Origin of the sequence: Streptomyces sp. NPDC018019, from assembly GCF_044327805.1 — a bacterium.
GTDB lineage: Bacteria > Actinomycetota > Actinomycetes > Streptomycetales > Streptomycetaceae > Streptomyces.
The window spans coordinates 175970-190304 of sequence record NZ_JBIRGD010000005.1; the positions used below are offsets into that span (position 1 = coordinate 175970).

A 14335-nucleotide genomic window follows, 5' to 3' on the forward strand; every position below is an offset into this window, starting at 1 on the left:
ACCAGCCGCTCGCCTGGACAGCCCGCTCGAAGTCGGGAATCACCGCGTCAACTGGCCCCATGCATAGTCGCCAGAATGAGCCAGTGTGGTGGGCGCCCTGAAAGAGCACCCACCACTTCCTTGACCTCGCTTTTTCTGCACACCGGCAGCAGCCCACACTTGGTTCAGCGTTCCGACATACCAAGGGTGAACAATCTAGCTGGCGCTCACGGCGCAATGAGCAGTTCCCGGCTTACATGAAGAATTCTCACGCGAGGCCGGCGTATGTCACCGTCCGCCCTGGTTTCAATGCGCGAGCGACCCGACTGGCCAGTTTCTCGCCGCTGCGCTCCAGTTCGGCACAACGAGCGTTGTGCCTGACTTCGTCGCGCTCTGTCACATACCGATTTATTTCGGCATCATAGTCGCGAGCCCACGAATACAGGTCGTCCACCAGATCGTCGGGTAGATCGAGGGCAGCTGCAGGGTCATCCGGCATAAAGTCACCGAACCCTTCCGCGCGGAACAAGCCCCACTGATACTCGGCCATCATGGTTACGTGGAGGGGGTGCGGTGGACTGCCATGTGACTCCAGCGTCCAGTGCAGGCGGGAGCATCCCCAGCACACAAACTTCGCTGTGCCGTGCCGAGTGTCCCAATAGCGTACGACCCACTCCGGTCCCAAGTGTCGCGCCAGGAATTGGGCGAGACCGAGGCCGACCTTATCGTGTTTACGTAGGGTAGCCTTGACAGTGGAGCCTTCTGATGGGAGAGCAGCGTTCCAGGAGATTAGCCTCCGCACAAGGTCGTCAGGAAGGCCCAGGACGGGGTCGTCTACCGGCACCACGACCGCGAAGTCGCCCGGAGCAACCGCATAGAAGCCCGCCTCCGAGGCGAACAGGGGAGAGCCGTCTCCTCGTGCCCGCACTAGAAGATGACGAGGCACTTCTTGCTCGTTCATGCCGGATTTGCTCCTATGATGAAACCGTTGTCGCCGACCGAGATGGCGACGCGATGGGTCCTACCATTGAACACGGTCTCATAGATCGGCCGACCACTGCCCGCGCCTTGCATGCCAACGATCTTTCCTTCGCTCAACGCTTTTGCGAGAAGCTTCGGAAGGTCTTCCGAGGCCACTCCCCTCTCAATGAACTCGCCTGCGTGCCGGAAAATGATGTGAATGAGTCCGGCGCGCGCGTTGCCAGATTCCAACCAAGCCACGGGGACGCCCGGCCTGGAAAAGCGGACCGCCATGATGGTCTGTGACCGGTTAACTTTGGCGCCGCTGGCCTCGAGCTTTCTTACCAGGTCCAAATCGACGCTGTTGGCCGCCTTGGCGCGGTCAGTCATGCGCTCGGAAATCCTCAGGGCCATCCCTGCGAAGCTCTCCGGATTGGCCAGGTCCACCGCCGACGGTTTCTCCCCAAAGATCTTCTTCAAGTCTGCGAGGAGCTTTTCGGCACCGACTCCGGTTCTGATCGCATCCTCTACCTTGACTGCGTACTTGACTCCTTGCAGTATCTTCTCGCCGGGTACGAACGCGACAGCGGCCCAGGCGCACCCAGAAAGACTACCCCCGTCGTTCCCCGGAGTGAGCTGGTGATAGCAGTCGACGAAGTCCTGGGTGAGAGCCTTCCAGATACCCGCGAGAAATGCCTTGTCGACTTCTTTGACTATGTCAAGGTTCGAAAAATGCTTGGTGATTTTCTTGGTGAGTCCCTTGTAGGACTGTGTGTCGAGAAAAACGGTATCCGGCGCCGGACATCCCGCCGCAGTGGCGGGCACGTTCGGGTTCAGGCACAGATAGAAGCTGACCGTGGCGTCGAAATGGAGGGTAAACGTCACGTCACAGCCTGAGTTGCCCATACCCAATACGCATGTGGTCGCGTCCGGCTCGCCTACCGGCGTGACCTTGTCCACGACGGAGAAGACACGATCGATCCCGGTACCGGCCCCCTTGGAGACCTGCTGGTTGGCTTGTTTCCGTTCGGCCTCGTCTGCGGCCTTCTGGGCGCTTTCTGCGTAGCTCTTTGCGTCCTTGGCTGCCTCTTCGGCGGCAGTGGCGTCCGCGTCCGCGCGGTTGGCGGCCTCGCGTGCTTCGTGGGCGGCCTGTTCTGCTGCATCGGCGGCCTTACGGGCCGCTTCGGCATCGAGTGCGGCCGCATCGGCGGAGGCACGGGCGTCCTTGGCGTAGCCCTCGGCCCTTCCTGCGGCCGCGTCGGCCGCGGCGGCGTCCTCCGTGGCCTGTCGGTCGTACTCGATGGTCCGGGTCAGTGATTGCGCGGCCTTGGAGGCGGCTTCGGCAGCCTCGGCGGAATAGCCAAGTGCCTCATTGGCGTAACCGCGGGCCTCTGATGCGTAGCCGGCGGCATTCGCGGCGCTTTGCGAGGCGGCCTTCGCGTCCGCGGCGGCCTTGTCGGCGAGGGCCTGGGCGAGTGCCGCTTCCTTCTTGGCGTTCTTGGCATGCGCCTCGGCCACCGCGAGTTGCTGCTCGGCAATGGTCTTCGACCCCTGGCCGGAGAGTACGACCAGCGAGGCTGCGGAGTCAGTGGTGACGAAGGGCGAGCCCAGCTGGATGGCATCGTTGGCCGGCTTGGCGACCTGCGCCGCCGCCTGGCGGGCGTCGACGGCCGCTTGAGCGGTGACATAGGCGAAACCGGCCGCCTTCGCTGCGGCTACCCGGGCTTTGATGGTCTCCGTTCTGGCCGCGTCGGCATGGGCCTTGGCGTCCCTGGCATGCTGTTCGGCCTCGTCGGCGTCCTTGACTGCGGCCTTGGCTTCGGCGGCGGCATGCTGGGATGCGGCGATGGCGTCAGCAGCGGCGCTGGTGGCCGTCCTCAGCGCAGCGTCGGCCTTGAGCTTGTCGGCCTGGGCCGCGTCGGAGGCAGCTCGGGCCCGACTCGCGGCAGCTTCGGCACGCGTAGCGGCGGCATCCGCGTCCGCTGCGGCCTGCGTGGCCGCGTTCGCTTCGCTGCGTGCCGACTTCGCCGCCGATTCGGCAGTGGTGGCCGCGCGATCTGCGGCATCGGCCGCCGATCGGGCATCGGTGGCGTTGTCGTCGGCCTCATGCGCGTCGGCGTACGCGCCCTTCGCGTCCGCCTTGGCGCGTGCGGCTTCTGCTTTTTGTTCGGCGTCCCAGGCGTCGTCCCGCTTGGCCTTGGCGTTGTCGCGCGCGCTCTCCGCCGCTTTGCGCTTTTCGGCTGCGGTGCCGGCTGCGGAGTCGGCTTTCTGCTTTGCTTCTTCCGCCGTGGACCGGTAGGTCTCGGCATTGCGCCGGTGCTCGGCGGCTTCGGCCTTCTTGGCGTCGGCTCTTTCCTTCTGTGCCTTGGCCGTTTTCTCTTCAGCCTCCGCAGTCAGCCGCTTGGCGTGCGCATCGGCTGCCGCGGCTTTAGCATCGGCCTCGGCCTGCAGAGTCTCCTGCAGCTTGGCTTCGGCAGTCTCTTTGTCCTTCTTCGCGTTGTCGCGGTGTTCCTTTGCGGAGGCGGCCGAGGCTTTGGCCTGCTGCTCGGCGTACTGCGCTGCCTGCTTACGGAATGCCGCCTTCGACTGCGCGGCCTGAGCCAGGGCGCGCTGGGCGATCGTCGCGCTGTCGGAGGCCGAAGCGTGCGTGGCCGACTCAGCCGTCTGGGCGGCGACGACCATCGCCTCCAGCGCCGCTGCCACGCCATGGGTGATCTGCGCCTTTTGCTGGGCGACCAGCAGTCCGCGCCCGCGCGGCGCCCCGTTGGTGTCGGCGATGGCGTAAGCAGCTTGTTCGGCTGCCTCGGTGGTGGTGGCCGCCCGCTTGGCCGCGACTGCCTGCTGCTTGAGCAGAATCAGCTGGGCTTTCGTCACCGACTGGGCATTGGCCAGGCTTTTCTTGGCCTGGGCGAACTGCGCCGCATCGGGCTTGGTGGCCTGCCCGCTGCCGGCTCCGCCGGGTGACCAGTAGGACTGCCACCGGGTGGCGTGATCGGCTACCCAGGAGTTGCCCAGCATGTTGCCGAGAATCTTCGCTCCGTAGGCGAGGGCCTTGGTCGCTCCGGTGTTGGCGTCCAGGATCTGGTTACGCTGTGTGGCCTGTGCGGTGATCTCCTGCTGCCACTCCTGGGCAGCGGTGCTCACCTCGTCACCGAGCACGCGCTCGGGGTCGATCGGGTTGCGCCATGTGCAGGCGGCGTAACGGGCTTTCAGGTTTTCGACCGAGATTCGGAATTCGGCGCTGTCCCGCTGCGGTGCCGACTTCGGGAAGCCGCCCGATTCCAGGAAGATCCGGGCGTCATCGGCGGCCATCGGCTTGAACACATCGCGCGACAGGGAGACGTAAGCGTCCTGTAACGCGTTGGCCCGATCTCGCTCCTCAGGCGGCAGGCTCGGGTCCGGGTCCTTGGAGTACAGCGGGTCGCCCAGGGCGGTCACCGCGTTCTTGGTGGCCTCATCGGCCAGGGGGGTGGAGTCTTTGTAGAACTGGTCCTCTTGCGTCCAAAAGCGGCCCGTGTACCACTGCCAGAGACCGGTCTGGGAGTAAAAGTCCTGCTTCCCGTCGCCCGGAGAACCCGGCGGCCAATGGAAGTCGGTCTCCGTGAAACCGCCGGGTGTATCCAGCCCGTTCAGTGGCGCCTTCCACCCCTGGAGCAGGGCTTCGAGGGACTGCGTCGCCTTGTCCGCGGCGTGTTTATCACTGTCATACGCCCGCCCAAGTGGAGTGTCCTCCCAGTGCTGGCGGTTGGCCAGAGTATGCAACTTGTCCGGCTGCTGGTTGAGGCCGTCCCGGGCGGCTGCGGCCATTGACGTTCCGCCCAGCCGCAGCACGTCGTTCATCAGGCACTGGTCCTGCCGCAGTTGTTCGGCCGCGGTGACCTGGTGCCAGTCGTAGGAGTCATAAACCTTGCCGAAGCGAACCTTTTGCTTCGCTACCAGATCTCCAGGCTGCACGGCCAGCCCTGCCAACAGCGCCAGCGCGGTGACCGGAGTCAGCGCCGGCGCTAAGCGGGCAAGTCTTCGCTTTTCACGTCTCCTTGAAGTACCCCTGGCGGACACATCGGCTCCTTCCGTACGCACCATCGGCGGCGCGCAGCATGTGTGTGGCGTATCCGGTGAACCCCGTGCCTCCTGCGTCGCGTCGCCCCCAGAACATGACCAGATGAGACGGACATCCGGTTGTGTCAGCAGACGCGTTCTTCATCGGTAGGTCACAGGTCCCACACACTAGGCACACTGGATGTGCATATGACAAGATCCGCGCGACGGCCAACCCAGATCGTGATGGTCGCGGAACCTTGGTCCTGGCGCACCGGTCACAGACGTCAGCCACCTCACCCCCTATACCGGCCGCCGACCGGTCGATGACGGCTTATCAGGTGGGGCCGTCACGGTTGCCCGATTCCGTACAGAGGAGCCCCCATGTCCCGCCTCACCGGCTATCGTGATCACAGACGGTTCTCGAGTCTGGCCGTTACGCTCTTAACTGCCGCCGCGCTCACAGCCACAGGCAGCTCCGCATCGGCGGACAACGAAGTACCGCGCGAGGCTCCCAGTGCCTCCGTTGTGACTGAAGCGGCTCGCTACGCAACTTCCGCGTCTTCTCGCTCGTCGGTGTCACAGGCCGCAGCCTTCGGCATGTTTGCCATCGACCCCCAGGGCAAGCTCTACTCCTATGCGCCCGATCAAGCGCGCATTCTCGCTCCCCGAGAGCTGCTCGCCACCGACTACGGCGATGTGCGGACAGCGAGCAGCGCGGACAACGACGGGGACGGTGTCGCCGACGACACCTGGATCTGGACCACCGACGGCGGAATGTCCAGCAGCTACGGATACGTCGGAGGGGGGTGGAACATCTACGACACCATCCTTTCCCCCGGCAACCTTGCTGGCGCTTCCGGGTACGACGTACTCGGCCGAGACCGGTCGGGCGTCTTGTGGCTGTACTTCGGGTACGGCGACGGCACCGTCACCGATCGCCGCAGAATCGGCGGCGGCTGGGACGCCTACACTCAGATCACCGGTAAGGGCGACCTGACCGGCGACAACTGGCCCGACATCGTCGCCCGCGACTCCTCCGGAGTCCTGTGGCTCTACCAGGGCAACGGAGACGCAGCCGACCCCTTCGCAACCCGTACGAAAATCGGGGCCGGCTGGAATTCTTACGATGCTCTGGTCGCCCCAGGCGACATCGACCTCGACGGGAAAGCCGACCTCATCGCCCGCCAGCCCAACGGCGACCTCTACTTTTACAAGGGCACCGGAAACGCGGCCGCCCCTTTTGAGGAAAAACGGAACATCGGGTACGGCTACCAGATGTACCGCGTGCTGTTCTCCTGACCGCCGGGGCTGGTAGGGGGCAGACGCACATATCACCGGCCCGACACCGGTGCGGGTGTGTAGATTTGACTGACCAACCGGTTGCTCGGCTGCGCCTGTTCGTCCGGAGCGTGTCGGTGAATTCAGCCCCCCTGCCAGGCTCTTCGGCAGTCACGTTCTCGCGGAGCGCAGCTCGGCGTCATCGACAGTGCTCCCGTCTGCTCGTAGTGCTGGTCTCCTCCGGCCAACGTCCAGGGGTCCGTCGCCAAAGCCCAATATCTTACCAGGCCACCTTCAGTCCCCGCCTGCGCGATGCGCGGACCGACGGCGGCTGTTGCCAGCACCCCCATGCTGCCGCCCACCCGGGCAGCGGCTTGGACATCACCTGATACGGCCGCGCCGCCAGCGGCGCTTCACTCCACTGCCACACCGGGGCCCGTAGAGCGGAAATTGGGATGCTGATGCTCCATCGTCGACTGGCTCGCGAATACGGGCCCTCCCCGGCTCGCCTTGAGGCCATGGTGCCTAGTCATGCCCGCCCTGCTGACCAGACCCGTTGTCTAACCGACGAGGCCGCTGCCTCCCGGCGGGTTCTGCACCACAGGGACAATCGCCAGTAAGACGTCGCCAGGTAATGCCTCCTGAGCGCGGGTGATTGACCTACTCGTCACCGAGCAGGAAGGGTCAGCTCCCAATTGCTGAATAGCCAACTGGACACCCCGACTAGACATAGTAGAATTTACCTAGCACGAAGAGATGCCCGACACTCAGAGGAGCCCCGTGCTCGCCACGTTCGCGACCGTCGACTGCTACAGCACCCTCGGAATCAGCCCCCGCGAGTGCGATGAGTGCGAGGGCCGCACCGTCGTCACCTTCCTCCGCGGCCCCCGCGAGGAAGTCCGCGAGTGCGAGCAGTGCCGCGGCACCGGGTGGCGGCACCCTTGCCCCCACTGCCCCGACGGAACCAACCCCGCCACTGCGGACACATGCGAGACCTGCAACGGCTACGGCTCGCTTCACTAACCAGAAATAGGCCGCTACTTTAAAACGGGGACAATCGTGCGAACTGGCGACATGCTCGCTCACCACGCCCTCACCACCGGGCAGCACACCAGCGCCACCACCGACCCCGACGGAGTCCTGCACGTGAGCTTCACGCTGACAGACGGCACGATCCAGCACTTCACCCGCAACCGGCCAGGCGGCCCGGAAGGCTGGCGGGCCGACCTTCAAGAGAGCCAGCACGGCGACTGCGCGTTCAACGAACCCGTCTCCACCGCATGGGGGTGCGGCCTGGAACTGATCGCCTCGCGCCACACAGGGAGCACCAAGTGAACGACGTCCGCGCGGACTTCCGGCCGCAGACAGGCGTAACCCCCATCCGCTGACAACGGGACCAGCCGCGACCTTTCGGGTGCGTGAACGAACACGCCGAGGATCCCCTCACTGGCGAAACGCTGGTGATGGTGCGCTGGCCCGGCGCACTGACGGACACCCCCTGCCGCACTACCGAGCTCGCCATCATGGACTGACCCAGACCAGAAATAGGCCGCCGTCTTTGATCATGTTAGATTCGTGATCGTTGTCAGGCCCGAGGCACGGCCCACACAACAACCCGACCTCCGTGCAGGCAGCGACCCCCCGCGCCCAGCCCGCACGGAAGGCCCGTCCGATACGGGCCGCCCCTCCGGCCGGGGCCCGCTCCTCCGACAGCGGGCCCCGGCCCACCTATGGAGAACCAGATGCCTGCCGAAACCACCACCTACGACCCAGAGCTGTACGAGGCGCTGATCGCCGAGCGATACGGCCGCCCCTTGAGCGAGATCCTTCAGGAACACCACAGGGCCCCCCTGCCCGAACTCCTGAAAGAACGCCACCGCCGCCCCGCGCCGCCGGTAGCGAACCGTCCGCGGCACAACCCAACGCCGGACCCGGATGCAGCCCGGCACCGAGCCGACCTCGAAGCGGCCATCGCCCAGCGGCGGGTGAAGGCGGCGTGAGCGTCACCGAAGAACAGTTCCGCCGGCACGTACGCCAGCTCGCCGCCGCACGCGGCTGGACTCTGGCCTACCACACCCACAACAGCCGCCGCTCTGACGCTGGATGGCCCGACGAGGTCTACGGCCACCCCAAGACCAAACGCACTTTGTTCGTCGAACTCAAGACGGACACCGGCCGCATCCGGCCCGCCCAGCGCGAGTGGCTCACCCACCTCGCATCCTGCGGTTTCGAAACCGCTCTGTGGCGCCCCCGAGACCTCAGCCTCATCATCGCCACCCTCGCCCCCAACGGCCCCCGAGCCCAACTCTCCGAACCATGGACAAGGAACTCACCGTGACTGCTGACCGCACCACAGACACTGCCCCGGCGCCCGGCCCCTGGTGCAATAGCTGCGATAGCTACTTCAACCTGATCACCAACACCTGCCGGTGCAACAACCGCTGACCCAAAGCACGTTCCATGGTTGACACCACCTGCACCACCCCCGGCCCGCAGGCACCGCCCCACCTCGGCGCGGCTCTGGCCGAGATCGCCCGTCTCTCCAACGAGCTGTGCGAACACCTGGCGGACAGCCAATGGCGAGCAGCCGACCGAATCCGGCACCTTGCCGAAACCGCCACCTCACCCACCGACACCCAAGGGGGAAGCACACCCTGATGCACGTACGGTTCGACACCCCGCCTGTCCCCCACCGCAGTCAGGAGACCCACGAAACCGCTCAGGCCCTGCGAGGCCGTCCCGGGGACTGGGCCCACATCGACACCCACGCCACCATGAACCGGGCATCCAACCAGGCCCACCGGGTGCGTACCGGCAAGCTCGCCGCCTTCCGGCCCGCTGGCGCCTTCGAGGCCAAGGCGCACGGCACCAAAGACGGAGGCGCCGAGGTCTGGGCCCGCTACGTCGGTGCGTCCGGCCCAGGGTGGACGAGAGCAGAACAGCCTTGACGATCGTGGCGGTGCCAACACCTGCGCCGTACACTCATTTGGAGAAGCCCCGTGGTATCCCCCGTCCACGGGGCTTTGTCATGGGGTTTGGAAGACGGCTTCTCGGGGTGCCAAGCCCGCCACTGGTCCGTCGTGTACGGGTGTCGCTGGCTTCGCCTCTACGACCGCCAATGTCCAGATGATGCACCGTGACACGGGCGTGCGCCCCCCGTGCGCCCCAGAGGAGGGGCAGGTCACGCGTTCTTCTGGTTCCCCTCGGGCGCGACTCGGCTGTTCTATGAGGAGGGCCTCGGCGCGGATCCTGGCTTCCCAACCGAAATGCGCCCAGGCCCATTCCCAGGCAAGCCTGAGAGGAGAAGTACGTGGCAGTACTTCAGTGTGTGCATGCCCCAGCCCATGGCCCATCACACGATACGAGAGGCCGGACTGTCGTCATTACGGTGACGATCACGGTGGCTGTGCTTGCGAGTCTCGGTGTCAGCCCAGACTGGATCTCCGCAGCTGCTGCCCTGGTTGGTGTTCTGGGCGGCACACAGCACAGTCAGGGTCAGTAAGACCCGACCACGGGCCTCCCCCGCTGCCTAGCTGGGGAGGCCCACGGGTGTCTTCCCCATGGGTCTCGGGGCGTCCCACAAGACGCGTGGCGATCGTCCCGCTCATTTGCTCATCGGTACGTCGCCTCAGATCCAAGGGCGGTCGAAGCTACCTCAAGCCACCGTGTCGCCCCACATCTCTGGCCCGCCGCCCCTCCACTCGATGAGGTGCGGATCGTCCAGCGAGATAGTGTCGGCGTCTTCCGCTACTCCAGCGCGCCGCAAGAACTCCTGCACGTCTCGCTTGTTGTACGCGACCCCGGCGCCCTCGCCGCGTACGGTGACGCGCCGGCCACCAGTAGGCGAGGGCGGGTGCACGATCACGGGCGGTACGTCCATGCCCTCATCGTGTGGGGGCGCCGTTCACGGTGCACGTAGCAGGGGGCCGGACGGGTTCAGGGCGCAGGTGGATGGTGGTGGCTTCCCGGACCTGGCGAGCGAGTGTTTGCAACGCTGCGGTGAACGCGGCTGAGGTCGCTCCTTGGTGGGCGGTCAGGGTCAAGGTACGGCGGGTGGAGCAGCGGACACCGGTGGTGATCTGGCTGCCGGGTTGGTGGCCGGTCAGTCGGAGCAGCCATCCGGCGCTGGCGCGCAGGGTTCCGAAGTCGTCTCGGTAGACCGGGCCGCCAGCCGTTCGAACGAGGTGGGCCTGGGCGCGGGTGAGGGGCGGGTTGAGTGAAGACCGAGCCCGCCTGTCGTGCGTCCGGACCCTCCTCGGGCAGGGCCAGGCCGCGTTGGTGACGGTCGGAGAGGACGCCTGCGGCGGCTTCCGCCAGGGGCGGGCGCGCCCCGAGGCTAGTTCCGAGGGCGTCGGCGAGGTGGGGGTTGGTGACCGGTGCGGCCTGCTCGGTGCGGGTCAGGCGCAGGACGAGCTGGAGGATGGTCCAGCGGCCGGGGGCCGCCTTGAAGAGGCTGGTGCGGTAGCCGAACGCGCACTGGTCAGGATGAAACTCGGTGATCGTGTGCTGCTGCCAGTCGTAGACGGTGAGGCGGGTGAGGACGTCGGATATCTGCTGTCCGTAGGCGCCGGTGTTGTGCACCGGTGCGGCGCCGACGGTGCCGGGGATGCCGCTGAGGTATTCGATGCCGGACAGGCTCTCGCTGACGCAGTGCGCGACGAGTGCCGCCAGTGGCTCCCCCGCCTGCACGGTGACCTCCACCCTGCCGTGTGCGCGCTGGTGGGTGGTGATGCCGCGGGTCGCCATGCGGATCACGGTGCCGCGGTGCCTGGCATCCTCGGCGAGGGTGTTGCTGCCGCCACCCAGGACGAACGGTGGGGGTGCGTCACGGAGGCTGTGCGCGAGGTCGGTCCAGTGGGCGGGGTCGGTGTGGGTGAGCAGCCGGTCGGCGGGGCCGCCCAAGCGCAGGGTGGTGTGGTTGGCCAGCAGCTCACCCATCGTGGTCCTCCCAGGGTCAGATGGCGCAGATGGTCTTCAGGGCGAGGGCCCGCAGGGGTGCGATACGGGTGCGGGCGGTGCCGTGGTAGACCGCGTTGGTGCAGATGACCAGGTAGCGGCCGGTGTCGGGGGCCAGGTAGAGGCTGGTGCCGGTGAAGCCGTGGTGGTAGGCGGTGCGGCCGCCGTCAGCCAGGATCCAGGACAGGCCCCGGTGCAGGCCCGGCTCGATCGATGCGTGCGGGACCAGGCTGGCCCGCAGCCACCCGCCCAGCACGCCGCCGTCCTGGTAGGCGGTGATCAGGGCGTGGGCGTAGGTGGCGAGGTCGCCGGGGGTGGAGAAGACGCCTGCGTGGCCGGCGATGCCGCCCATGATGGCGGCGTTGTCGTCGTGGGCGGCGCCCCAGATACGCGGGGCGCCGGGCAGGCGCTGTTCGGTCGGGGCGACGGTCCGGGCCCGGGTGACGGGGCCGTAGCAGGTGGCCGACATGCCCAGTGTGCTCCACATGCCGTGGGCGAGGCGATCCAGGGGCTCTTGGTGGAGGTGGGCCAAGGCCAGGCCGAGCAGGATGTAGCCACGGTTGATGTACCGGTGCGCTCCGGGTTCGGTCTCCAGCGGTTCGCGCAAGAGGAGTTCGTGCAGCGGGGTGTTGGTGCCGCGGTAGTGGTCCAGGCGGGTGGAGGCGCGCAGGCCGGAGGTGTGGGTGAGCAGCTGCTGGATGGTCGGGGCGCCGCTGGGAGCCTCTCCGGAGATCGGTGGCAGCGCGGTGCGTACCGGCTCGTCCAGGTTCAGGAGCCCGGCGTCGAGGGCGCGGCCGATCAGGGGCCAGGTGGCGACGACCTTGGTCAGGGAGGCGATGTCGTAGACCGTCTCGGCGGTGGGGGGCGCGTCGCCGCATTCGGGGGCGACGGCGCCGGCCGTCAGGATGCGCTGCTGCCCGTCGGTGGTGCCGCAGATGACGACACCGCCGGGGCTGGCGCCGTCGTCGACCACGGCGGTCAGGGTTTCGTGCAGGCGGGTGGTGTCGGCGGCGGGGAACGGCACGGGCATCAGGGCGCCTCTTCCGGGGTGGGGGTGATGTCGGCTCCCAGCGTGGCGAGGTTGGACAGCAGGTGGCCGTAGCCGCGCCGGAGATGGAAGGTTCCCCGGATCGTAGAGGTGCCGTCGGCGGCGAGGGCGGCGATCAGCAGCGCGGTCACCGCACGGATGTCGCACGCCGCTGCCTGCGCCGCCCGCAGGCGCGCGGGCCCGCGCACGCGGATGGCCGGGCCGCGGGAGGTGATGTCGGCGCCGAAGGCGCGCAGCCCCGCGCAGTGGGTGTCGCGGCGGGGATAGACCCGCTCGGTGATCAGCGATGTGCCGCGGGCCTGGGTGAGCAGGGCGGCGAGCTGGGGTGCGGTGTCGGTCGGCACGCCGGGGTGCGGGCCGGTGGCGACTTGCGCGGCGCGGAGGCTGTGGTGGTGCGCGCGGAGGGCGCCGTCCGCGCCGTCGGCGACCTTGAGGCCGACGGCGGCGAAGACGTCGGTGAGCCCCTGGGAGAGGTCTATGGTGCTGATGCCTTCGAGGGTGATGCTGCCGCCGGTGGCCGCGGCCATCATGATCATGGTGGCGGCCTCGATGCGGTCACCGGCCACCGCGAAGGTGCCTCCGGCGATCCAGTCGCTTCCCGTCACGTGCAAGCCGTCGTTCTCGTAGCGGACAATGGCGCCGCGCTCGGCGAGGAAGCGGGCGGTCTCGGTGACTTCGGGGTCGATGGACGGGTGGGTGATGCGGCTGGTGCCCGGTGTGCGGGCGGCGAGCAGCAGGGCGGTCACCGTGGCGCCGAGGCTAGGCCCGTACGGTGTGGCCACGTCGACGGTGAACGGGTGCAACCGCCCGCGCGGTGCGCGGGCGTGGATGCCGGTGGCGTCGGCGGTGACGCGGGCGCCGGCGGCCTGCATGGCGGCCAGGTGCCGGTCGATCAGGCGCGGGCAGAAGGCGTCGCCGCCCGGGTAGGGGAAGACGACCTGTCCGGCGCGGGCCAGGACGGCGGCGGCCAGGACGGCGGTGGTGCGCACGCGGTGGCCCAGGTCGGCGTCGATGACCGGGCAGACCGTCGTGGCCGGGGCCACAGTGAACCGGCCGGTCTCGGCGGTGGTGGCGGCGCCGGTGCGGGAAAGGATCTGCGCGCACACGTGGGTGTCGATGATGTCCGGCGCGGCGGTGAGGCAGACGGGGGTGTCGGTCAGGAGAGCCGCCGCGTACAGGTGCAGGGCGACGTTCTTACTGCCCTGCACCGGGATCCGGCCGGACAGCGGCCAGCCGCCGGTCACGCGCAGGACGGCGGTGTCGTCGATCGTGGAGACAGAGGTCAAGGTCATCGTGTCACCGGACCCGGGAGTCAGCGGGAAGGAAGCCGCCGACGTGGTCGCGCGGGTAGATGACGGTGCGGGGGCCGATGAGCGTGCCCGGAGCCAGGACGGTTCCAGCGGGCAAGGCCACCTCGTCGCCGATGACGGCGCCGAACTTCGTCTGCCCGGTGCCGATGCGCTGCCCGCCGAGGGTAATCGTGATCTCGTCCAGGGCCGGTTCGGCGACCGGTCCGCGGTCGCAGCGCAACCCGGTGGTGGAGCAGAACGATCCGATGTTGACACGCTGTCCGATGACCGAGTCGCCGATGAAGCTGGGGTGCTTCATGAAGACGTGCCCGATCAGCAGACTGCGGGTGACCTCTGCGCCGAAGCCGATGCGGCAGCCGGGGCCGATGAGGCTGTGGTCGCGCACCAGCGCGTCGGCGGCGACGATGGCACCGGCGCCCACCACCACCGGGCCGATGACCTGGGCGCCTGCCTCGATGCGGGCCCCCGGTTGCACGGTGACCTGGCCCTGGACCAGGGCCCCGTCTTCGATGTGCCCGCCTCCGCGGGCCAGGGGGTGAGCGGGGCCGGGATCGGTGAGAAGGGCCGCGACGGCTGCCTTGATGTCGAAGACGGTGCGGCACTGGGCCAGCAGGTCGGCCAGGACCGCCGGCAGGTCGTCGGTGTGGAAGAAGTACGAGGGGGCGAGGCGGGCGTCTGCGGCCGGCGTCGCGGGCGCTGTGGCGAACAAGGGCTGCACCAGTTCCTCCTGGGTTCGCGGGGCGGCCTGCCGGATGCTGGCAGC

At 67.7% G+C, this 14335-nt stretch carries 14 protein-coding genes and 1 pseudogene; 7 read left to right on the forward strand and 8 right to left on the reverse strand.

The genetic code is table 11. The annotated features are described in order from the left end of the window. Positions 1-247: 247 nt before the first annotated feature. Together ACH4FX_RS10840 and ACH4FX_RS10845 are read right to left on the reverse strand one after the other, a co-directional pair. Positions 248-529, reverse strand: a complete 282-nt coding sequence (locus ACH4FX_RS10840; protein WP_398477326.1) for a hypothetical protein — start codon at positions 527-529, stop codon at positions 248-250. 407 nt (positions 530-936) lie between these two features. Next, positions 937-4998: a virulence factor gene (locus ACH4FX_RS10845; protein WP_398477327.1), complete on the reverse strand. Its 4062-nt coding sequence runs from the start codon at positions 4996-4998 to the stop codon at positions 937-939. Positions 4999-5361: 363 nt separating this feature from the next. On the opposite strand from ACH4FX_RS10845, the gene ACH4FX_RS10850 reads away from it, so the two are divergent. The 7 genes from ACH4FX_RS10850 (at position 5362) to ACH4FX_RS10880 (ending at position 9206) form a co-directional block, all read left to right on the forward strand. Continuing rightward, positions 5362-6279 (forward strand): FG-GAP repeat domain-containing protein, encoded by a 918-nt coding sequence (locus tag ACH4FX_RS10850; protein ID WP_398477329.1) that lies wholly within the window; start codon positions 5362-5364, stop codon positions 6277-6279. Between the two features lie 735 nt (positions 6280-7014). After that, the gene (locus ACH4FX_RS10855) at positions 7015-7281 is read left to right on the forward strand and encodes a hypothetical protein (RefSeq protein ID WP_398477331.1); all 267 of its coding nucleotides are present in this window, start codon (positions 7015-7017) and stop codon (positions 7279-7281) included. Between the two features lie 36 nt (positions 7282-7317). Next, on the forward strand, positions 7318-7593 hold the full coding sequence (locus ACH4FX_RS10860) for a hypothetical protein (protein ID WP_398477333.1): 276 nt from the start codon (positions 7318-7320) through the stop codon (positions 7591-7593). A 407-nt stretch (positions 7594-8000) separates the two neighbouring features. Then, a complete protein-coding gene (locus ACH4FX_RS10865) occupies positions 8001-8258 on the forward strand; it encodes a hypothetical protein (RefSeq protein WP_398477335.1) in 258 nt (85 codons plus the stop codon). Continuing rightward, complete coding sequence (locus ACH4FX_RS10870) at positions 8255-8596, forward strand: VRR-NUC domain-containing protein (protein WP_398477337.1); 342 nt, start codon at positions 8255-8257, stop codon at positions 8594-8596. Before ACH4FX_RS10865 ends, ACH4FX_RS10870 begins: the two co-directional genes overlap by 4 nt. A 122-nt stretch (positions 8597-8718) precedes the next feature. Then, positions 8719-8916, forward strand: coding sequence for a hypothetical protein (locus tag ACH4FX_RS10875; RefSeq protein WP_398477339.1), 198 nt, complete (start codon positions 8719-8721; stop codon positions 8914-8916). Between the two features lie 116 nt (positions 8917-9032). Next, positions 9033-9206 (forward strand): hypothetical protein, encoded by a 174-nt coding sequence (locus tag ACH4FX_RS10880; protein WP_398477341.1) that lies wholly within the window; start codon positions 9033-9035, stop codon positions 9204-9206. Positions 9207-9913: 707 nt separating this feature from the next. Here ACH4FX_RS10880 and ACH4FX_RS10885 read toward each other — a convergent pair. The 6 genes and pseudogenes from ACH4FX_RS10885 to ACH4FX_RS10910 all read right to left on the reverse strand — a co-directional run bounded on the left by ACH4FX_RS10885 (position 9914) and on the right by ACH4FX_RS10910 (position 14290). Continuing rightward, positions 9914-10138 carry a hypothetical protein gene (locus ACH4FX_RS10885; protein WP_398477343.1) on the reverse strand — a complete coding sequence of 75 codons (225 nt, stop codon included), beginning with the start codon at positions 10136-10138 and terminating at the stop codon, positions 9914-9916. A gap of 4 nt (positions 10139-10142) precedes the next feature. Beyond that, positions 10143-10394 carry a hypothetical protein gene (locus ACH4FX_RS10890; protein ID WP_398477704.1) on the reverse strand — a complete coding sequence of 84 codons (252 nt, stop codon included), beginning with the start codon at positions 10392-10394 and terminating at the stop codon, positions 10143-10145. Between the two features lie 385 nt (positions 10395-10779). Continuing rightward, positions 10780-11196 (reverse strand): annotated as a pseudogene (locus ACH4FX_RS10895) (FAD-binding protein); the annotation flags it as partial. 16 nt (positions 11197-11212) lie between these two features. Further along, positions 11213-12244, reverse strand: coding sequence for a serine hydrolase domain-containing protein (locus ACH4FX_RS10900; RefSeq protein ID WP_398477344.1), 1032 nt, complete (start codon positions 12242-12244; stop codon positions 11213-11215). Then, complete coding sequence (locus ACH4FX_RS10905) at positions 12244-13554, reverse strand: UDP-N-acetylglucosamine 1-carboxyvinyltransferase (RefSeq protein ID WP_398477346.1); 1311 nt, start codon at positions 13552-13554, stop codon at positions 12244-12246. The genes ACH4FX_RS10900 and ACH4FX_RS10905 overlap by 1 nt, the downstream gene beginning before the upstream one ends. Before the next feature lie 4 nt (positions 13555-13558). Beyond that, positions 13559-14290, reverse strand: coding sequence for a hypothetical protein (locus tag ACH4FX_RS10910; RefSeq protein ID WP_398477348.1), 732 nt, complete (start codon positions 14288-14290; stop codon positions 13559-13561). Positions 14291-14335: the final 45 nt, after the last annotated feature.